Genomic DNA, 18,843 nt, shown 5'->3' with positions numbered 1-18,843 from the left:
ATACGAAATATCGATCAACCGATAAGAAATGAGATGGCGCGAGGCGGTAGCGACGAGCTAGCATTCGCCCCTTCAAAAATGCTCACAACACCGGGTCCGTCATGCCTTTTCGCTCCTCGATCACATCACAACGCTCATTGATGCTGACGTTGCTGATTCTCCTGGGAAGCGGCTTCATGGCGACTTCGCTGCTCAGCTACAACGCTTCCCGCGACTCGATCCGCAACAACATCGTTAACACCGAGCTGCCGCTGACCTCCGATACCGTGTACTCGGAGATTCAGAAGGACTTGGTGCGGCCGGTGCTGATCTCCTCGATGATGGCCCGGGACACCTTCATGCGTGACTGGGTGGTCAACGGCGAAAAAGACACCGACCAGATGACCCGCTATCTCAAGGAGGTCATGGATCATTACGGCGCCTACACCTCGTTCTTCGTCTCCAACGCCAGCCTGACCTACTACCAGGCCAAGGGCGTGCTGAAAAAGATCAGCGCCACCGAACCCCGGGACACCTGGTACTACCGCGTACGCGACATGGCCGCGCCTTATGAAATCAACGTCGACCCGGACATGGCCAACAAGGACAGCCTGACTTTTTTCATCAACTACAAGGTCATGGACTACAACGACAACTTCATCGGCGCCGCCGGTGTCGGTCTGACCGTGGATGCGGTGATCAAGCTGATCGACCGCTACCAACAGCGTTATCAGCGCAGCGTCTACTTCGTCGACAACTTCGGCCGCCTGGTCCTGACCGGTGAAGAAGGCGGCCCCCAGGGCGCGACAGTGGGCCAGTCCATCTATCGGCTGCCGGATATGGAGGACCTCAAGAACAAACTGCCCAAGCCCATCGGCGGCAGCTATGAGTATGAAAGTCAGGGCCAGAGCCATTTTCTCAATGTGCGCTATATCCCCGAGCTGAACTGGTATCTATTTGTCGACAAGCGCGAAGACGGCGCACTCACCGCAGTGCGGCAATCGTTGTACCTGAACCTGCTGATCTGCCTGATCGTGACCGGTGTGGTGATGTTGCTGCTGCACCGCATCGTGCGCCGCTTCCAGTTCAAGATCGCAACCCAGGCTACCCTCGACAGCCTTACCGGACTGCCCAACCGGCGCGGCTTCGACGTCATGGCCATGCGTGCGCTCAAGCAGGCGCAACGGGACGGCAAGCCACTGACCGCCGTGCTGCTCGACCTCGACAACTTCAAACAGTTGAACGATACCCATGGACATCTGGCGGGTGATGCCGTGTTGATGGGCTTTGCCGATGACCTGAAGAGCTGCCTGCGCCAGTCCGACATCATCTGTCGCTGGGGCGGCGAGGAATTCATCATCCTGCTCAAGGACAGCGACCGCGAAGGCGCCCGCCGGGTGGCAGAGAGTATTCGCGTGCTGGTCGAGCACCATGCCTACGCCTTCTCCGGCAGCACCCTGAACGTCACCGTCAGCCTCGGCCTGGCCCAACTGCAGGCCGACGACAGCCTGCAAAGCCTGATCGCCCGGGCTGACAGAGCGCTGTACCATGCCAAGCAGAGCGGACGTAACCGCGTCAGCGACGATATTGCGCAACTGGCATGAGCACTCAAACGAGCCCTCCATCGAAGACCCCACAGAACTGCCCGGTCTGCGGTTTCAGCAACAGCTGCATCCTGGCCGACCCACGCACGGTGGCACAGCCCTGCTGGTGCTTTTCAGTCAGTATCGAGCCGGAGCGACTGGCCCGGCTGCCCGCTGATCTGCGTGACAAAGCCTGCCTTTGCCCACGCTGCGCCGGCATCGAACAAGTCGCCGCCCAAGTCATCGAAGCGCCCGATGCGCCTTGACCGCTTCCTCAGCAATCTGCCGCGCCTCAATCGCAAGGATGTGCGCCTGGCACTGGCCACCGGGCGTGTGCAGGTCGACGGGCAGCCCGTCAACAATCCTCATCACGAAGTGCGCGAGTTCAGCAGCATTCAGCTCGACGGTGAAACCCTGCAAGCCGCAAAGGCCGCCCGCTATTTCATGCTGCACAAGCCCCAGGGTTGCGTCAGCGCCACCCGCGACCCTGTACACCCTACCGTGCTCGACCTGCTCAACGAGCCGGACAAGGACGAACTGCACATTGCCGGACGTCTGGACTTCAACACCACCGGGCTGATGCTGATCACCAACGACGGCCAGTGGTCCCGCCGCCTGACCCAACCCCAGACCAAACTGCCCAAGGTCTACTACGTCGAAACCGAGCAGGTGATCGACGAGCGCTACGTGGAAAAATTCGCCGAAGGGTTCTACTTTGCCTTCGAAGATCTCACCACCCAGCCTGCGCAACTGACCCTGCTAGGACCGTACGTCGCCCGGCTGAGCATCGTCGAAGGACGCTACCACCAGGTCAAACGCATGTTCGGCCACTTCGACAACAAGGTCCTGCGCCTGCACCGCGAAAGCATGGGCCCATTGCTGCTGGACCCCGCGCTAGAGCCCGGGCACTACCGTGCCCTGCACGCCGCAGAAATCCTGCTGGTCTGACGACTGGCGACCGCCCGGCAGAACGATCCGATCAATGTACGAACGGCACTTGCGGGTTCCGGATACGGCTGCTTGAATCCAACCGTCGGTCCTCATGTGACCGCCGAGTCATGAACATACTCTAAGAAATCCTTTTGCCACCCGAGACCCGGTCCGGATGGCAAATCGCCCGCCAATAACAATACCTGTCGGACAGCTTGTTCCGGATCGACACAGGGCCATTCCCAGGCGCATGCCTACCTGTCACGAAAACCCGTGCAATTTCGGTTGCGCGCTAATCCGTCCACGTCAGGAGACATACGATATGAGGCCAGAAATTTCTGTGCTTGATATACAGGGCCAGTTCCGGGTCTACACGGAGTTTTATCGCGCAGAGGCGGCGGAGAAGACCATTGTCATGGTCAATGGGTCATTGGCCACGACCGCATCCTTTGCCCAGACCGTCCGCAACCTGCATCCGCAATTCAACGTCGTGCTGTACGACCAACCCTATGCAGGCAAATCCAAGGCCCACAACCTGCACGAAAAGCCGCTGACCAAAGAAATGGAAGGCCAGATCCTGCTGGAGCTGATCGACCACTTCGCCGCCGAACATGTGATGTCCTTTTCCTGGGGCGGCGCCGCCACCCTGGTCGCCCTGGCACATCGCCCACGGCGTATCGAAAAGGCGGTGATCAGCTCGTTCTCCCCGGTGATCAACGCACACATGCGCGACTACCTCGAGCGTGGCGTGAAACACCTGGGCGCGCGGGATCGTTTTGAGGTAGGCAACCTGGTCAACGACACCATCGGCAAGCACCTGCCCTCATTGTTCAAGCGCTTCAATTACCGGCATGTCAGCAGCCTGGACCTGCACGAGTACGACCAGATGCACTTCCATATCAGCGAAGTCCTGACCCTCAATGAAAGCAACTACCTGAGCACCGCCAGCAACATCAACGTGCCGGTAATGTTCATGAACGGTGAGTGGGACGAATACACCGCCGCCCAGGACGCCCGATTGTTCGGGCAATGCGTGCAGAAGAGCACCTTCAGCACCATCCAGAGCACCGGCCACTTCCTTGACATGGAACACAAAGCCGCCTGCCGCGACTCACGCAACGCCGTACTGGACTTCCTCAAGACCGATCAACCCGGCAGCCAGCCAAGCCGCCACCGCCTCCATCAACCTCAGGAGCAACATGCATTTGCACTCTGAATCAACCGCCCGACCGAGCACCGGAATCATTCGCCAACGAGCCACCCAAGGCACTTGGCGAATGACTTCCGCGCGGCGACACCGATCAACGAGGCAAAATTAGCGCTTCAAATAATGGGCCGCTTCTGGTACAAAGTCAGCCGCTCAAAGCGGGTGTCGTATAATGGCATTACTCCAGCTTCCCAAGCTGATAACGAGGGTTCGATTCCCTTCACCCGCTCCAATTTTCAAACGTCTCCAGCGCAGTCCCCGGACATCCAATAGCGGTTGGTGACGACTCCCCCCTTAGCAGTATTCCCTCCGATTCTCCCCGCGTCCTCCAAGCTGCACGCCTCTTCTGAAAAACTTGTAACCTTTTTATATGAGCGTCGGGCCGTTTGTATCACCCGATTTTCAGTGAGCTGCTGCGGTAATCTTTAAGCACTTTTTGACTGGACATCCCGCTAGGTCAGGTTCAACCCGCCATCTGACAGGAGTATCTCGCCGGTCAGGTAGTCCGAATCAATTAACATTGCTACCGCCTTGGCGATGTCGTCCGGGCTGGCGCTCCTGCGCATCGGAGCGCGAGTTCGCCACAACGCTTGGGCATCGGTCCACTCTGCGGTCAGAGGCGTATCGACCAAGCCAGGCGCTACAGCATTGACGCGGATATCGGGCCCAAGCGACACCGCGAGTAAACGGGTCATGTGATTAAGCGCAGCTTTGCTTACCGCGTAGGGTATCGATGCGCCTTTAGGACGGACACCGGCATGCGAACTGATGTTTACGACGCTACCCGCCCGGCGGTAACGGGCGGCTTCACGCAATGCCGGCTCGGCCAGTGCGATCAGATGGAATGGCGCCACGACATTAACCTCGTTAAGTTCGCGCCACACCGCCGAAGTGGCAGAGGTAAGGTCGTCATGCGCAATGACTTTACTGATACCGGCGTTATTAACCAGTACGTCGAGTTGCCCCCACTCGGCGATAGCCTCATTGATAAGCCTGACCCTGTCAGCCTCTAAAGCAAGATCAGCCTGCACGTAAACAGCCTGCTTCATTTCGGCAGCCATAGCGCGCCCCGTATCCGCAGAACTTCGCGAATGGAGCACCACCGCATAGCCTGCCCGACTTAGCGCACGGGCAATGGCCGCACCGATACCGGAAGTGGATCCTGTAACCAACGCGACGCGTAGCACGTTATCAATTGTCGAATTGGGCTCCATAGGGATATCTCGATATTGGTTGCCAGAGAGCCATCACCGTAGCACCAAGCGGGCCGGATCGGCGCCGGGCGATCGCAAGAAATACGCTTTAGTCCTCTGTCTTTTCTGTCCGCAGCTTCCCGGTTAACGCAACAAGCCCCCCACCAACCGCGCCCAAAAAGACCCGCGCATAGCCTCCCCCTGAACCTGCACCAACTCCGGCAAATCCCGCATTTTCAGCCACAGCTCCCCTCGCCATCGCAGGGCGTTCATCACACCGCCCTGCCAACGCATTTCAACCGATGCCGGCCCCGTCTTTGAGCGTTCGGCATCCAGTGCGGGCAGGACGTCCTGTGCCAGCCAGCGGCGCAGGGCGCGGATTTCCGGGATGTAGTGGTGGATCAGCAAGGCGAAGACGCCGGACTCGCTGATCATCAGGCATTTCTCCCAATGCCCACTGGTCAGCAGCCAGGCCATGCGGCGTTGATCGGCATCGAGCTTGAGGGTGCTGCGCTCACACAGGCGTATGCCCATCAGACGGGCGATATCGATCAGGGGGAACCAGGCCTGGGCGTCCAGGGTGATGGCGCGCAGCATGCGGTGGTGGCGGATAAAGAGCGTGGGCTCGAAGGTGTCGGTGCAGGGTTGGTAGGGTATCTGAGGGTCCATAAGGGCGAGGCTCCTGAGTCGGGCCACCCGTTACGTGATTGTTTGTATAAGGGTGGCAACTGTGTGGCGGTTAGCGAACCGGCCTTAGAGCAAGCAATCACCGGCAGACCCGAAGGTCTCCGACACACAGTCACCATAAAACATGCTTCAGGCGTGATCGGCCCAATGCAGACAGTGGATGCTTGCTCAAGATTCGGATCGCTAAATCCGGTCGCTGATTTTGCAGCGACGGCGCACCATAGATCGCCTGATCACCTCAAACAATAGGGTGGAACAAACTCGGAAATTTCACTCAAGGCGCAACGAGTTTCCTCTCGTCCACCAACATAGCGTTCATGAAAAAAACACTGCTTTGCCCCGCGTTTTCACCACACCCACAGCGGTGTTTCCTACACTCAACGTCCCCAACAGGCCGTTGTATCGCTCGATGTATGACCTAGAATTAATGTACGCCATTGACGTATAGTGGGCATCGCATGATCTTCATCGAGACACCCATTTTTACATCGGACGTACGGGAGCATTTGGCCGATGAAGAGTACGGCAATTTGCAGCAGCACCTCGCGGCGCACCCTGAGTCAGGCTTGGTCATTGAGGATACCGGGGGACTACGAAAAGTCCGCTGGTCAGCACGTGGTAAGGGCAAGAGTGGTGGCGTCAGGGTGATTTACTATCACGTCGCGTCGGTGCACCAGATACGTATGATATTGATCTATCGAAAGGGGATCACGGACACCCTGACCGATAAGCAGAAGGCACAGCTCCGCTCAATCAATAAAGGATGGAAATGATGGAAAAACATCTCTTTGATCGCCTCGTGGAAAGTATGACGCAGATGGATGAGATTGACCGTGGTGAGCGTCAGCCATCACGGGAATTCCATATCGATGCAATCCAGGTAAAAAAGATTCGCCAGGCCACCGGTCTCTCTCAAGTCAATTTCGCCAAGCGAATTGATGTAGCGGTTGGCACCCTACGCAACTGGGAACAAGGCCGACGTGAGCCCGAAGGGCCTGCTCGTGCGCTACTGCGCGCCATACTCAACGACCCTGTGCATGTTCTTGCGGCTCTGAGTTGAGCTGCGCCCTTTACAGGCGTGTGGCAAATTTTGGTTAGATTATAAATTATGGACGACTCTACGGAAGCTCAGCCAGTGAGCAAACGGATTTACATCATCGGCGCCTCTGGAGCCGGCGTTAGCACCCTGGGAGCGGCCTTGGCATTTCGGCTTCAGGCCCCGCACGTCGATGTTGATGACTATTACTGGTACCCCACCGATCCGCCCTTCGAACAGCCGCGCTCCGCCACTGACAGAATCGCTCTGCTCAAGACTGATCTTGCAGTTGGCCAATGGGCGCTGTCCGGCTCCCTGGATGGCTGGGGCGACGAACTGATTCAGGACGCCGACCTGGTCGTATTTATCGATACGCCCACAGAAGTTCGAATTGAACGGCTAAAAGCGCGCGAATCTCAGCGCTATGGTGAGCGGATCCTGCCCGGTGGAGATATGCACGCCAATCACATGGCGTTCATATCGTGGGCCGCTGATTACGACCAAGGCACCCAGTTTGGCCGCAACCGCCCACGGCATGAGCGCTGGCTCGAACAGCTGGTGCTGCCGTTTATTAGGATTAATGGCGCGCTGCCAACTGAGCAGTTGCTAGAACGAGTGATGGCTGCAATTTCGGACTGACGACTGCATCGGTGTTGTAGGGAAAACCCCCAGCCTGCTGGGCTACTCCAATGAACTAATACGCCTTTTCGCGGCCAAGATGGAGACCCCACCCAACGCGCAGAGCCCGTCATGCCACGCTCAAGCCCGAAAAAAAACTTCCCCGTTGCCAATATCCGCCACTTCCTCGAGCCCGGTCCGATTGTGCTGATCTCGTCGAAATGGCAGGGCCAGACCAATATCATGACCATGGGCTGGCATATGGTCATGGAGTTCACGCCGTCGCTGGTCGGTTGCATCATTGCGGGCGGCAATCACAGTTATGAAATGGTGCGCAATAGCGGCGAATGCGTGATCAATCTGCCAAGCGCTGAAATGGTGGATACCGTAGTTGGCATCGGCAATTGTTCGGGCGCCGACGTCAACAAATTTGCCCAGTTCAAATTGACCGCAGATAAAGCAAGTAAGGTCGACGCGCCGTTGATTCGTGAGTGCCCTGCGAACTTCGAGTGCCGCCTTTATGACGACTCGATGCTGGAGCGTTACAACCTGTTTATCTTCGAAGTGGTGAAAGCCCATGTCAGTGCTGCGGCCGAGAAGATCGAGTCGCTGCATTATCAGGGGATGGGGCAGTTCATGTTGTCGGGCAGGACGACTGATCGTGCAGGGTTGTTCAAGCCGTCCATGTTGACCTGAGCAGCGTGGCCCGTGATGCGCCTAAGCAAAAAATCACTTCATATCGAACTGGAATGCGATATCGGTAGGACTGGTTTTAGCCGGGAGGACACCTATGAGGCAGGTGACGCTCTCCCGGCTAAAGCCGGTCCTACAGTCGGGTGTTGCGCAATTTCTCCAGGCGCATCCCGGCGGCCCTGACACCGATTCAGTTCTGCTCCTCATGACAAACCGCCTCGATATTATGCCCATCCGCATCCCGCACAAATGCGCTGTAGTAATTAGGATGGTAGTGCGGCCTCAGGCCCGGCGCTCCGTTGTCGATGGCGCCAGCGGCCATCGCGGCCTGATAGAAGGCGTCGACCGTGGCCCGGTTTTTTACGCGAAAGGCCACATGCATCGGTGGCTGGTTGGGGGTTCCGCCGCTGACCCAGAAGTCGGGCTTGCCCTCTTCGCCGAAGCCGGCGAAGTCTTTGCTGCCAGACTGGGCTGCGGTTACTTGCATCAGCAATTCGTAGCCGATGGCAGCCAGCGCTTTGCTGTAGAACGCCTTGCCCTGTTCGAAATCGCTGACGATAACGCCGGTGTGGTCAATCATGAGAACTCCCTTATCAATATAACCCGCTAAACAAACGCATTTTCGTTGTGATGACCGAGCAGAGCCATTGGTAAAATTAACGAATGTTCTTGTATAGATCTAATAGACCCCAACTGCCAGTCCATAAATCGCCAGACCATGGGCTAAAGTGGCGGCGAGCAGGCCCGAGCGCCAATGGACGAAGCCGGCGACCCAACCTTCCAGCCCAGTAAATATCAGATCACGATCACCCCGCCGGCTTGATAGAGATCAGATAACTGAACAGTGCTGGCATCCATGAACATCATGGTCAATAACGCGATTTATTAGCCTTAAATTTTCGAGCCGAGTTTCAATATTCCGGTCGCGAGGAATCAGCCTGCTATCCTCCTTGATAACCCCTTGCAACATACCTCACCTGCAAACAAAGACATCACCTGAAGTCGTTATTCAAGCACTATGGTGCGGGCACGCTTGATGCTTCTGACGAGGAAAAAACATGTCGATTAGAAATGTGAACATCGCACCACGGGCCTTTATCAGTTTTGCCCTGATTGCGGCCCTGGTCGTGCTGTTGGGTGTATTTGCCCTGATGCGCATGAGTCAGATCTACAACGCGTCCACCGCCATGGCGACCAACTGGCTGCCGAGTATCGGCTACCTGGGCGACATTTCAGAAAGCACCCTGCGTTTGCGTATCACCTCGCTGAGAGTGGCGATGAACCGCGATGCAACGACCCTGACCGACACTTATAAGCGCCTGGACGAACTCAGCGACAAGCTCAAGGGTTTCCAGGGCAAATATGCGGCGTTGATCGACTCCCCGACGGAAAAAACCGAGTACGAAACCTTCAAAAGCGTGCTGGCTGAATACCTGCAACTGCAAGGGCAACTGGTCGACTTTTCACGCCAGGACAATCAGCAGGAAGTGCTGTCGCTGCTCAATAACAAGATGCGCGTCGCTTCGCTGAAGATGAGCGAGCAGATCAGCAAGCTGGTCGAGTTGAACAAGTCCGCCGCTAATGCCTCAGCCAGCAACGCGAAAAATCAGTACGACAGCGCATTTACCGGTGTCGTCGTGGTGATTGTGGTGACGGCGGCCTTGACCATCTTGCTTGCCTGGCTGCTGACCCGAAGTATCGTCGCGCCCATCGGCAGTGTGCTCAAAGCCGCCGAAGGCATGGCCGCAGGCGATTTCACCCGCACGATTGATATTCAAGGCAAAGACGAATTGTCCCGCCTGCTGAGCGCCCTGGCCGGGATGCGCAATAATCTTCGCGACACCATCAAGCAGATTTCCAACTCGGCCCTGCAACTGGTCGACGCCTCGGAGAAACTCAGCCAGGTCACCGATCAGGCGGCCCATGGCATGCAACGCCAGAACGGTGAAATCGAGCAGGCGGTGACTGCCGTGACCGAAATGACCGCAGCCGCCGAAGAAGTGGCGCGCAATGCGGTGTCCACTTCGGAATCGTCGAAGCATTCCACCCTTGCCGCTCGCCAGGGCCGCGAGCAGGTCATGGCGACGGTCAATGCCATCAAGCGCATGAGCGAGGAAATGCAGGCGTCGACGCAACTGGTAACCGGGCTGGCCACGCAGGCGCAAGACATTGGCCAGGTGCTGGATGTGATTCGCTCCGTGGCCGAGCAGACCAACCTGCTGGCGCTCAATGCGGCCATTGAAGCTGCCCGTGCTGGCGAGGCTGGCCGGGGCTTTGCCGTGGTCGCCGACGAGGTCCGCGCCCTTGCCCATCGCACACAGAAGTCCACTCAGGAAATCGAGCAGATGATCAGTGCGATCCAGAGCAGCAGCGGTCAGGCTGTGGAGTCAATGCAATTGAGCAGCAGCTTCAGCCAGACCACACTGGAAACCGCTACTGCGGCAGATACGGCTCTGGATCAGATCGCCCGGACCATTGGCCAGATCAACGAAAGCAACCTGATCATCGCCAGTGCTTCCGAAGAACAGGCGCAGGTTTCGCGGGAAGTGGATCGCAACCTGGTCAATCTGCGTGAGGTGGCGATTCAGTCCCAGGCAGGGTCGGATCAAACCCGGTCGGCGAGTCATGATCTGTCGCGCCTGGCGGCGGATTTGCGCGCTACTGTGGCGCGGTTTGTGATTTGAGCCACAAAAGCACACATCTCCTGTAGGAGCCGGGCTTGCCCGCGAAGGCATCAACGCGGTGTGCCTGATGTATCGCGTCGCCCAATTCGCGGGCAAGCCCGGCTCCCACATAACAGCGCCGACTCACTTCAAGCCTTGAGCGTTCGTTCCACCACTATCTGCGGCAAATCAGTGCGGCGCATATACACCCGCAACGGTTCGGTAATGCGCAAACGGTCGTCGATATTCTGCTCGAACAGAATGCCAAGGCGCTGACGATCCAGGCTCATCAACCCTTCATGAGCTTGGGACCAGACAAACTCGCTGGCTGGCGTGATGTCATCGTCGGCGACGTCCATGCCGAAGGAATCCTCACTGAAACGCACGATGTAATGCTGTGCCTTACGGTGATAGCCGACAAAACCTTGAAGGTTGTCGGCGGCTTCGCAGATGTCGCTGGAGCTGGTTTTTATCATGGTCTGCCCTCTGGAAAAGTGCGCCCGCAACCCCGCCGATCGCAGGCGCCATATGGTCAAAGCGCCCGGCGGAAAATACCTTCGATCTGTGCCTGATCGGCCTTGCGTGGATTGGTCAGGCCGCAAGCGTCTTTCAGCGCGTTGGCGGCGAGGATCGGGAAGTCTTCCTCGCGCACACCCAGGGCAGTCAGGCCCGCCGGAATATCGATATCCCGGGACAGGTTACGTATGGCGTTGATAGCTGACCGGGCGCCGTCTTCGGGCGACAGGCCGCGAGTGTTTTCGCCCATGGCGTGGGCGACATCAGTCAAACGGCTCGGGCAGACGCTGGCGTTGAAGCTCTGTACATGGGGCAGCAATACCGCGTTACAGACGCCATGGGGCAAGTCGTAGAAACCACCCAATTGGTGAGCCATGGCATGCACGAAGCCCAGGGACGCGTTGTTGAACGCCATGCCCGCAAGGAACTGGGCATAAGCCATGTTTTCCCGCGCGGCCATGTTCGAACCATCGTTCACCGCCTTGCGCAGATTGCCCGCGATCATGGAGATCGCCTTTAGCGCACAGGCATCGGTAATCGGGTTGGCGGCAATGGAGACGTAGGCTTCCACGGCGTGGGTCAGGGCGTCCATGCCGGTGGCCGCGGTCAGCGACTTGGGCATCGCGGCCATCAGCGCCGGGTCGTTGACCGACAACAGTGGGGTGACGTTGCGGTCGACGATGGCCATTTTGATGTGGCGCACTTCGTCGGTAATGATGCAAAAGCGGGTCATCTCACTGGCAGTACCCGCTGTGGTGTTGATGGCGATCAGCGGCAGCTGGGGCTTTTGCGAGCGGTCCACGCCCTCGTAATCGCTGATATGGCCGCCGTTGGTGGCGACCAGGGCGATGCCCTTGGCGCAATCATGGGGCGAGCCGCCGCCCAGGGAGATAACGAAGTCGCAGCGATGAGCAGCCAGCATCTCCAGGCCCTTCTCGACATTGCCCACAGTCGGGTTGGGCCGCGCGCCATCGTAAATCACAGAGTCGATGCCCTGTTCGACCAGCAGCCCGGCAATCTGCTGCGCCAGCCCGGCTTTGGCCAGACCGGCGTCGGTGACGATCAGGGCCTTGAGATAACCATATTTGCGAATCGCCTCCATGGCTTCGTCCAGGCAATCGATGCCCATCATGTTCACAGGGGGAATGAAAAAGGTGCTGCTCATGACTGATCCTCATCGCTACGCTGCAGTCGACTTCGGGTGACATCCGACGCCGGGAAGTTCCTTAAGCATCGGCGTTGCAGCAGCGCGGCGACTTGATCCAGCGCAACGAATCATCCGCCAGAGTCCGGCACTGGAGCCTTGCCCGGACAACTGAGCAGATGCAGGGCCTTGAAGTCGAATTTCGATCTGGTTTTCGTCAATTGCCCGGTGTGATCAAAGTAGAAGCTGTAGAGCAGCTGCATGCCGGGTTCGCAGCCTTTATAGCGCTCCGGTGAAGGCACGGGATTGCTGTAAGTCCACAAACGCGTGACCACGCAGTTCATGAGCGTGTCGGAATACAAGGCGTTGCAAACGCCAGCGTTGTCATGAAACAGCTCTTCGATTTCCTCCCGGCGCTTATCTCTGATCAGGTCAAAGGAAAGTTTGTACCCCGCCCCCAGATTGCCGGACTGATAGCCCGAATGGCCCCGTACTTTCTTGAACACGGGGGTGAAAACATCCTGCGGCAGTTGCGAGAAATCGGGACGCTGCGCTGGCGTGTGGGTGCAGCCCATGAGGATAAAAAGGGTCAGTATTGCGGCTGAAATCCTGTACATGGCGGATTTGAATTCCTTGTCCGGCTGAATAAAAGCGTTTGGTGAAAAGCAGAAAAACTCTGAACGAGAAGCACACGACTGCCCACCCCGACAGATGTCGGAATATCGCGCCAACGCGCTATTTAGAGGTGGCAATTAAATATTTAAGAACGCTCTTACAAACTGTACGGACGATTCTGTCAGCAACTGTCATTTCAGCCGGCAAGACTTTGCGGCTAGATTCATTGTTCCTCTTTCTGACATAACAAAAAACGAGCTTTAATCATGTCTTCCCGTGAAAACACCGGCATGGTCCTGGGCCTGCTGGGCGTAGTGATCTTCAGCCTTACCCTGCCCATGACCCGCATCGTCGTGCATGAAGTAAACCCCTTGCTCAATGGCCTGGGCCGCGCCCTGTTCGCGGCGATCCCGGCGGCGGCGCTGTTGCTGTGGCGACGTGAGAAGTGGCCGAACCGCGCCCAAATCAAGGGACTGTGCCTGGTGATCCTCGGCGTGATCATCGGCTTCCCGGTACTGTCGTCGTGGGCCATGCAGAGCCTGCCCGCCTCCCACGGCGCCCTGGTCAACGGGCTGCAACCGCTGTTCGTGGCGATCTATGCGGCGTGGCTGTCCCACGAACGGCCGTCAAAAGCCTTCTGGGCCTGTGCGGCATTGGGCAGTGCATTGGTACTGGGCTATGCGGTGATCAGCGGTGCGGGCAGCATTCAGACCGGCGACATATTGATGGTGGCTTCCGTGGCCATCGGTGGTCTGGGTTACGCCGAGGGCGGACGCCTGGCCAAGGAACTGGGCGGCTGGCAGGTGATCTGCTGGGCACTGGTACTGTCTGCCCCGCTGTTGCTGGGGCCGGTGGTGTACCTGGCGTCGCAGCATCAGGGCCCGATCTCCAGCGGCGCCTGGTGGGCATTCGCCTATGTGGCGATGTTCTCCCAGTTCATCGGCTTCTTTGCCTGGTATGCCGGGCTGGCCATGGGCGGTATTTCCCGGGTCAGCCAGGTCCAGCTGCTGCAAATTTTCTTCACCATGGCGTTTTCAGGGCTGTTCTTCGGTGAACATATCGAGCCCATCACCTGGATCTTCGCCGTGGGCGTGATCATCACCGTGATTCTTGGGCGCAAGACCACGGTCATTGCACCCAAGCCAGTCAGCCAGACGATTTAAGCGGCGTCGCCAAGAAATCCGTCGGCCAGGAGCAGGCTTTCCAGACACTGCTCCTGAATGCCGTAAAAGGTTTTCAACTCCTGGATCCGCGCCAGCAACTCGGCAGGCTTGGCCGCTTCTGCGCGTTTCACGGCCAGGATCATCTTGTTCTTGTTGGTGTGCTCCAACGAGATGAACTCGAAAACTTTGGTTTCATAGCCACAGGCCTCCAGCAGTAACGCGCGCAGGCTGTCGGTGACCATCTCGGCCTGCTGGCCCATATGCAGGCCGTATTGCAGCATCGGACGCAACAGGCTCGGGCTCTGGATCTGCAAGCGAATCTGCTTGTGGCAGCACGGCGAGCACATGATGATCGACGCCCCGGAGCGTATGCCCATGTGAATGGCGTAGTCGGTGGCGATATCGCAGGCGTGCAGGGCGATCATCACGTCGAGGGCACTGGGCGCGACGCTGCGCACGTCACCATGCTGGAAATCCAGGCCCGGATGCTCAAGTCGGGCGGCTGCGGCATTGCACAGGGTCACCATGTCTTCGCGCAGTTCGACGCCAGTCACCTGACCTTCGGCGCTCAGGGTGTTGCGCAGGTAGTCATGGATGGCAAAGGTCAGGTAGCCCTTGCCCGAACCGAAGTCCGCCACTTTGATCGGCTGATCCAGCTGCAACGGCGAGGACGTCAGGGCGTGGGAAAACACCTCGATGAACTTGTTGATCTGCTTCCACTTGCGCGACATCGCCGGAATCAGCTCATGCTGTTTATTGGTCACGCCCAGGTCGGTCAAGAACGGTCGGGTCAGTTCCAGATAGCGTTTCTTCTCTCGATCATGACCGGCCGACGGCGCCTCGCGAAGTTGCTGCGCCTTGCTGGTGAACAGCGTGCTCTTGCCCTTCTTGCCGAACTCCAGCTGCACTTCTTCGGTGAGGGAGAGCAAATGGGCGTTCTTGAACGACTCCGGCAGCAGCCCGGCAATCATCTGCATGGCTTCGGCCAGGGGCAGGTTTTTGGTGATATCGCGGGTCTTGTAGCGATAAACGAAGGACAGGCAAGGCTGCTGCTTGATGGTGGTCGGCTTGATGATCAGCCGTTGCAGCTCGGCCTCGGTGCCAACATAGCGGGCCAGCACCAGCTTGATAAAGGCGTTTTGCGACAGACTGGTGTCCAGCAGGTCGAGAAATTGCGCACGATGATCCGGCGCGGACTGAACAGCAGAATCGGGTGTGGCCGACATGACGAGGTGCCTTTGGTCCCTTGGGACTTGGAAAATAACAGGCGTGCATTCTAAGCGTAAAACGCACTCGTTGGAGCGAGGCTTGCCCGCGAAAGCCTCGTCGCGGTCCGGCAGAGACACCGCGTCGGCTGATTCGCGGGCAAGCCTCGCTCCAACGGTCCCAAGGCACCCGCGTTCTAAAACTTCACCTGCGGCACCTTCTGCGCATCGGCACTGGTCGCCTCGAAGGTCGGACGCAGTTGCAGATCGCTGTACATCATGCGATGCCACAAACTGCCGGGAAAGGTGCGGATTTCGGTGTTATAGCGCGCCACGGCGGCAATGAAATCACGCCGAGCCACGCTGATACGGTTCTCGGTGCCTTCCAGCTGGGATTGCAGGGCGAGGAAGTTCTGGTTGGATTTCAGATCGGGATAACGCTCCGAGACCACCATCAACCGGCTCAACGCACCGCTCAACTGGCTCTGGGCTTCCTGGAACTGCTTGAGTTGTTCCGGATTGTTCAGGGTATTGCCATCGATTTGGATCGAGGTGGCCTTGGCCCGGGCCTGAACCACCGCAGTCAGGGTTTCCTGCTCCTGTTTCGCGTAAGCCTTGACCGTTTCCACCAGGTTGGGGATCAGGTCGCTGCGCCGCTGGTACTGGTTCTGCACCTGAGCCCACGCCGCCTTGGCCTGCTCGTCGTAGGTCGGAATGTTGTTGATCCCGCACCCGGCCAGCACGGTACTCAACAGCATCAGCAGGCTGGTGGCCCAGGTATAGCGACGCCCCCTGAAATGTTCACAGCGCTCGATTTGCATCTTGTATTTCTCTCCCCGTTACATTTTGACATCCGCCGATCGTCGTCACTTTAGCCAAAACAACAGATCCCCGGCATAATCCGTCGCCAACACTGGCTACCCGGCGCGCAATCGGCTAAAACACGCTGCGCTGAGAACCTGGCACGGATAAAGAGTTCAGCGGTCCAACGACCCGGAACAACAATAAATACCGAAGGTTTAACCCTAATAATCGGCTGTCCAGCATTCGACGTCTGTTACTGGCATATGCCTTGAGAAAATCATTCATGAATAAACTGTGTGTACTCGGTCTTCTGGTCAGCCTGGCCAGCCAGTCGGTTTTGGCCGACAACAATGCCAACAGCACCGCAGCTGCGACGTTGCAAGGCAAGAACGCTTTTATCACTAATCTGATGAAGCAAATGACCCTCGACGAGAAAATCGGCCAATTGCGCCTGATCAGTATCAGTTCCGAGATGCCACAGCCCAAGATTCTCAAGGAAATCGCCGCCGGCCGGATCGGCGGCACTTTCAACTCCGTCGTACGCCGGGAAAACCGCCCGATGCAGGACGCCGCTGTCGTACAGAGCCGCCTGAAGATTCCGATGTTCTTCGCCTATGACGTGATCCACGGCCACCGCACCATTTTCCCGATTCCCCTGGGCATGGCGGCCAGCTGGGACATGGACGCGATTGCCAAGACCGGCCGTATCTCGGCCATCGAGGCCAGTTCCGACAGCCTGGACATGACCTTCGCGCCAATGGTCGATATTTCCCGTGACGCCCGTTGGGGCCGCAGCTCCGAAGGCTTCGGCGAGGACACTTACCTGGTCTCGCGCATTGCCGACACCATGACCCGCTCCTTCCAGAACGACAACCTCGCTGCTCCCGACAGCCTCATGGCGGTGGTCAAACACTTCGCTCTGTATGGCGCCGTCGAAGGCGGTCGCGACTACAACAGCGTCGACATGAGCCCGCTGCGCATGCAGCAGGATTACCTGCCGCCGTACCACGCCTCGATCAAGGCCGGCGCCGGGGGCGTGATGATCGCCCTGAACTCCATCAATGGCGTGCCGGCCACCGCCAGCACCTGGCTGTTGCAGGACCTGCTGCGCAAGGACTGGGGCTTCAAGGGCGTAACCGTCAGTGACCACGGGGCGATCAAGGAACTGATCGAGCACGGCGTCGCCAAGGACTACCGCGAAGCAGCCAAGCTGGCGATCAAGGCCGGCGTGGACCTGAGCATGAATGACCAGGCCTACGGCAATGAGCTGCCGGGTCTGGTCAAGGATGGCGAAGTGTCGATGCAGGAAATCGACAGCGCCGTGCGCGAAGTACTGGGCGCCAAGTGGGACATGGGCCTGTTCGCCGACCCGTACCGCCGCATCGGCGTGGCCTCTCAGGACCCGGTCGACACGGCCGCCGACAGCCGCCTGCACCGCGCAGAAGCCCGCGACGTCGCGCGCAAGACTCTCGTACTGCTGTCGAACAAGAACCAGACCCTGCCATTGAAGAAACAAGGCACCATCGCCGTGATCGGCAGCCTGGCCCAGAGCAAGCTGGACATGCTCGGCAGCTGGTCGGCCCGTGGTCTGCCTGATCAAGCGGTGACTGTTTTTGAAGGCCTGGCCAATGCCGTCGGCGACAAAGCCAAGTTGCTGTATGCCCGCGGCGCCAATGTCAGCGACAACCCGGAAACCCTCGAATACCTGAACTTCATCGAGCATGAAGTCGAAGTCGATCCGCGCTCTGCTGACGATATGATTGCCGAAGCGGTGAAGACTGCGCAGCAGGCTGACGTCGTAGTGGCGGTGGTCGGTGAGTCCCGTGGCATGTCCCATGAGTCGGCCAGCCGTTCGACCCTGAACCTGCCGGGCCGTCAGCAGGACCTGGTCAAGGCCCTGAAAGCCACTGGCAAACCGGTGGTACTGGTACTGATGAACGGTCGACCGCTGGTCCTGGGTGACGAGCTGGCAGGCACCGATGCCATGCTGGAAACCTGGTTCCCCGGCACCGAAGGCGGCAACGCCGTAGCCGACGTGCTGTTCGGCGACTACAACCCGTCCGGCAAGCTGGCCGTGTCCTTCCCGCGTTCCATCGGGCAACTGCCGGTCTATTACAACCACCTGAACACCGGTCGCCCGTTCATCGAAGGCAAACCCGGCAACTACACCTCGCACTACTTCGAGGAGCCCAACGGCCCGCTGTTCCCGTTCGGTTATGGCCTGAGCTACACCCAGTTCGACGTCTCGGACATCAGCCTGTCGGCCAAGGACATGTCCCGCACCGGTCACCTGACCGCCAGCGTCAAGGTCAAGAACACCGGCAAGGTCGCCGGCGCTACCGTGGTTCAGCTGTACCTGCACGACGTCGCCGCGTCGGTGAGCCAGCCGGTCAAGCAACTGAAGAACTTCGAGAAGATCACCCTGCAACCGGGTGAAGAGAAAGTCGTCAGCTTTACCCTGAGCGAGGACGATCTGAAGTTCTACAACCAGGCGATGCAACGGGTTGCCGAGCCGGGCGCGTTCGATGTGATGATTGGCCTGGATTCGGCCTCGGTGAAAAAAGCCAGTTTCAATCTGTTGTAACGGAGCCCCAAAGGCTGTGAGAGAGATACAACATCTTTCATAGCCTTCGCAATTTTTATCAGACGCCCCAAAATCAACTGATAGAAAAGCGCTTTTGTGGGAGCGAATTCATTCGCGAAAGAGGTGTTGCAGGCGATGAAGATGCGTCGAATGTACCGGCCTATTCGCGAATGAATTCGCTCCCACAGATTTGCCACCTGCCCCGGTTAGTGTTTGCTGCGTG

19 protein-coding genes, 1 tRNA gene and 1 pseudogene are annotated in these 18,843 nt (G+C 58.3%); 13 read left to right on the top strand and 8 right to left on the bottom strand.

The genetic code is table 11. The annotated features are described in order from the left end of the window. The first annotated feature begins 101 nt into the window (after nucleotides 1-101). The 5 genes from M2401_RS01210 (at nucleotide 102) to M2401_RS01190 (ending at nucleotide 3,931) form a co-directional block, all read left to right on the top strand. Nucleotides 102-1,583: a sensor domain-containing diguanylate cyclase gene (locus M2401_RS01210; RefSeq protein ID WP_259098565.1), complete on the top strand. Its 1,482-nt coding sequence runs from the start codon at nucleotides 102-104 to the stop codon at nucleotides 1,581-1,583. Then, nucleotides 1,580-1,828: a cysteine-rich CWC family protein gene (locus M2401_RS01205; protein ID WP_259098562.1), complete on the top strand. Its 249-nt coding sequence runs from the start codon at nucleotides 1,580-1,582 to the stop codon at nucleotides 1,826-1,828. Before M2401_RS01210 ends, M2401_RS01205 begins: the two co-directional genes overlap by 4 nt. Then, nucleotides 1,818-2,510: a pseudouridine synthase gene (locus M2401_RS01200; RefSeq protein WP_259098561.1), complete on the top strand. Its 693-nt coding sequence runs from the start codon at nucleotides 1,818-1,820 to the stop codon at nucleotides 2,508-2,510. Before M2401_RS01205 ends, M2401_RS01200 begins: the two co-directional genes overlap by 11 nt. A 304-nt stretch (nucleotides 2,511-2,814) precedes the next feature. Continuing rightward, nucleotides 2,815-3,708: an alpha/beta fold hydrolase gene (locus tag M2401_RS01195; protein ID WP_259098560.1), complete on the top strand. Its 894-nt coding sequence runs from the start codon at nucleotides 2,815-2,817 to the stop codon at nucleotides 3,706-3,708. A 149-nt stretch (nucleotides 3,709-3,857) separates the two neighbouring features. Next, nucleotides 3,858-3,931 (top strand) — tRNA-Gly (locus tag M2401_RS01190). Between the two features lie 220 nt (nucleotides 3,932-4,151). On the opposite strand, the gene M2401_RS01185 is transcribed toward M2401_RS01190, so the two are convergent. Continuing rightward, nucleotides 4,152-4,913 carry an SDR family NAD(P)-dependent oxidoreductase gene (locus M2401_RS01185; protein ID WP_259098558.1) on the bottom strand — a complete coding sequence of 254 codons (762 nt, stop codon included), beginning with the start codon at nucleotides 4,911-4,913 and terminating at the stop codon, nucleotides 4,152-4,154. Between the two features lie 123 nt (nucleotides 4,914-5,036). Then, the gene (locus M2401_RS01180) at nucleotides 5,037-5,561 is read right to left on the bottom strand and encodes a Bro-N domain-containing protein (protein WP_259098556.1); all 525 of its coding nucleotides are present in this window, start codon (nucleotides 5,559-5,561) and stop codon (nucleotides 5,037-5,039) included. Nucleotides 5,562-6,037: 476 nt separating this feature from the next. Here M2401_RS01180 and M2401_RS01175 point away from each other — a divergent pair, with 476 nt between their 5' ends. From M2401_RS01175 to M2401_RS01160, 4 genes are all read left to right on the top strand, one after another. After that, complete coding sequence (locus M2401_RS01175) at nucleotides 6,038-6,352, top strand: type II toxin-antitoxin system RelE/ParE family toxin (protein WP_259098555.1); 315 nt, start codon at nucleotides 6,038-6,040, stop codon at nucleotides 6,350-6,352. Continuing rightward, a complete protein-coding gene (locus tag M2401_RS01170) occupies nucleotides 6,352-6,639 on the top strand; it encodes a DNA-binding transcriptional regulator (protein ID WP_259098554.1) in 288 nt (95 codons plus the stop codon). The genes M2401_RS01175 and M2401_RS01170 overlap by 1 nt, the downstream gene beginning before the upstream one ends. Nucleotides 6,640-6,714: 75 nt before the next feature. Further along, nucleotides 6,715-7,254, top strand: a complete 540-nt coding sequence (locus M2401_RS01165; RefSeq protein WP_259098551.1) for an adenylate kinase — start codon at nucleotides 6,715-6,717, stop codon at nucleotides 7,252-7,254. A gap of 111 nt (nucleotides 7,255-7,365) precedes the next feature. Beyond that, on the top strand, nucleotides 7,366-7,929 hold the full coding sequence (locus tag M2401_RS01160; RefSeq protein WP_259098549.1) for a flavin reductase family protein: 564 nt from the start codon (nucleotides 7,366-7,368) through the stop codon (nucleotides 7,927-7,929). 187 nt (nucleotides 7,930-8,116) lie between these two features. Here M2401_RS01160 and M2401_RS01155 read toward each other — a convergent pair whose 3' ends face one another. Then, entirely contained in the window at nucleotides 8,117-8,506 is a 390-nt protein-coding gene (locus M2401_RS01155) for a VOC family protein (protein WP_259098547.1), read from the bottom strand. 478 nt (nucleotides 8,507-8,984) lie between these two features. Between M2401_RS01155 and M2401_RS34405 the strand changes: the two are divergent. After that, nucleotides 8,985-9,755: pseudogene (locus tag M2401_RS34405) on the top strand (MCP four helix bundle domain-containing protein); the annotation flags it as partial. Next, nucleotides 9,747-10,610, top strand: a complete 864-nt coding sequence (locus M2401_RS34400) for a methyl-accepting chemotaxis protein (protein ID WP_409033872.1) — start codon at nucleotides 9,747-9,749, stop codon at nucleotides 10,608-10,610. The pseudogene M2401_RS34405 and the gene M2401_RS34400, both read left to right, overlap by 9 nt. A 128-nt stretch (nucleotides 10,611-10,738) precedes the next feature. Here M2401_RS34400 and M2401_RS01145 read toward each other — a convergent pair whose 3' ends face one another. From M2401_RS01145 to M2401_RS01135, 3 genes are all read right to left on the bottom strand, one after another. Beyond that, nucleotides 10,739-11,062: a DUF2025 family protein gene (locus M2401_RS01145; protein ID WP_259099848.1), complete on the bottom strand. Its 324-nt coding sequence runs from the start codon at nucleotides 11,060-11,062 to the stop codon at nucleotides 10,739-10,741. Nucleotides 11,063-11,121: 59 nt separating this feature from the next. Beyond that, entirely contained in the window at nucleotides 11,122-12,270 is a 1,149-nt protein-coding gene (gene yiaY, locus M2401_RS01140) for an L-threonine dehydrogenase (RefSeq protein WP_259098544.1), read from the bottom strand. A gap of 110 nt (nucleotides 12,271-12,380) precedes the next feature. Beyond that, on the bottom strand, nucleotides 12,381-12,866 hold the full coding sequence (locus tag M2401_RS01135; protein WP_259098543.1) for a hypothetical protein: 486 nt from the start codon (nucleotides 12,864-12,866) through the stop codon (nucleotides 12,381-12,383). A gap of 264 nt (nucleotides 12,867-13,130) precedes the next feature. Here M2401_RS01135 and M2401_RS01130 point away from each other — a divergent pair, with 264 nt between their 5' ends. Further along, nucleotides 13,131-14,027: a DMT family transporter gene (locus tag M2401_RS01130; RefSeq protein ID WP_259098541.1), complete on the top strand. Its 897-nt coding sequence runs from the start codon at nucleotides 13,131-13,133 to the stop codon at nucleotides 14,025-14,027. Here the strand turns inward: M2401_RS01130 and M2401_RS01125 are convergent. Together M2401_RS01125 and M2401_RS01120 are read right to left on the bottom strand one after the other, a co-directional pair. Then, nucleotides 14,024-15,253, bottom strand: coding sequence for an SAM-dependent methyltransferase (locus M2401_RS01125; RefSeq protein WP_259098540.1), 1,230 nt, complete (start codon nucleotides 15,251-15,253; stop codon nucleotides 14,024-14,026). The two genes, M2401_RS01130 and M2401_RS01125, sit on opposite strands and share 4 nt — an antisense overlap. A 176-nt stretch (nucleotides 15,254-15,429) precedes the next feature. Continuing rightward, nucleotides 15,430-16,053, bottom strand: a complete 624-nt coding sequence (locus M2401_RS01120; protein WP_259098538.1) for a LemA family protein — start codon at nucleotides 16,051-16,053, stop codon at nucleotides 15,430-15,432. 266 nt (nucleotides 16,054-16,319) lie between these two features. On the opposite strand from M2401_RS01120, the gene bglX reads away from it, so the two are divergent. Continuing rightward, nucleotides 16,320-18,620, top strand: a complete 2,301-nt coding sequence (gene bglX, locus M2401_RS01115; protein WP_259098536.1) for a beta-glucosidase BglX — start codon at nucleotides 16,320-16,322, stop codon at nucleotides 18,618-18,620. The last annotated feature ends 223 nt before the right edge of the window (nucleotides 18,621-18,843 follow it).

The sequence above is a fragment of the Pseudomonas sp. JUb42 genome (genome assembly GCF_024807945.1).
In the GTDB taxonomy this organism is placed as follows: domain Bacteria; phylum Pseudomonadota; class Gammaproteobacteria; order Pseudomonadales; family Pseudomonadaceae; genus Aquipseudomonas.
The sequence above is the reverse complement of the archived record's forward strand: the minus strand, read 5'-3'. Positions and strand labels throughout refer to the sequence as shown.

Excerpts from the sequence above, each read along its gene's own strand:
- M2401_RS34400 (WP_409033872.1), top strand. The coding sequence starts at position 9,747 with ATGCGCAATAATCTTCGCGACACCATCAAGCAGATTTCCAACTCGGCC.
- M2401_RS01205 (WP_259098562.1), top strand. The coding sequence starts at position 1,580 with ATGAGCACTCAAACGAGCCCTCCATCGAAGACCCCACAGAACTGCCCG.
- M2401_RS01160 (WP_259098549.1), top strand. The coding sequence starts at position 7,366 with ATGCCACGCTCAAGCCCGAAAAAAAACTTCCCCGTTGCCAATATCCGC.
- M2401_RS01180 (WP_259098556.1), bottom strand. The coding sequence starts at position 5,561 with ATGGACCCTCAGATACCCTACCAACCCTGCACCGACACCTTCGAGCCC.
- yiaY (WP_259098544.1), bottom strand. The coding sequence starts at position 12,270 with ATGAGCAGCACCTTTTTCATTCCCCCTGTGAACATGATGGGCATCGAT.
- M2401_RS01155 (WP_259098547.1), bottom strand. The coding sequence starts at position 8,506 with ATGATTGACCACACCGGCGTTATCGTCAGCGATTTCGAACAGGGCAAG.
- M2401_RS01170 (WP_259098554.1), top strand. The coding sequence starts at position 6,352 with ATGGAAAAACATCTCTTTGATCGCCTCGTGGAAAGTATGACGCAGATG.
- M2401_RS01200 (WP_259098561.1), top strand. The coding sequence starts at position 1,818 with ATGCGCCTTGACCGCTTCCTCAGCAATCTGCCGCGCCTCAATCGCAAG.
- M2401_RS01125 (WP_259098540.1), bottom strand. The coding sequence starts at position 15,253 with ATGTCGGCCACACCCGATTCTGCTGTTCAGTCCGCGCCGGATCATCGT.
- M2401_RS01175 (WP_259098555.1), top strand. The coding sequence starts at position 6,038 with ATGATCTTCATCGAGACACCCATTTTTACATCGGACGTACGGGAGCAT.
- M2401_RS01130 (WP_259098541.1), top strand. The coding sequence starts at position 13,131 with ATGTCTTCCCGTGAAAACACCGGCATGGTCCTGGGCCTGCTGGGCGTA.
- M2401_RS01120 (WP_259098538.1), bottom strand. The coding sequence starts at position 16,053 with ATGCAAATCGAGCGCTGTGAACATTTCAGGGGGCGTCGCTATACCTGG.
- M2401_RS01185 (WP_259098558.1), bottom strand. The coding sequence starts at position 4,913 with ATGGAGCCCAATTCGACAATTGATAACGTGCTACGCGTCGCGTTGGTT.
- M2401_RS01195 (WP_259098560.1), top strand. The coding sequence starts at position 2,815 with ATGAGGCCAGAAATTTCTGTGCTTGATATACAGGGCCAGTTCCGGGTC.
- bglX (WP_259098536.1), top strand. The coding sequence starts at position 16,320 with ATGAATAAACTGTGTGTACTCGGTCTTCTGGTCAGCCTGGCCAGCCAG.
- M2401_RS01135 (WP_259098543.1), bottom strand. The coding sequence starts at position 12,866 with ATGTACAGGATTTCAGCCGCAATACTGACCCTTTTTATCCTCATGGGC.
- M2401_RS01210 (WP_259098565.1), top strand. The coding sequence starts at position 102 with ATGCCTTTTCGCTCCTCGATCACATCACAACGCTCATTGATGCTGACG.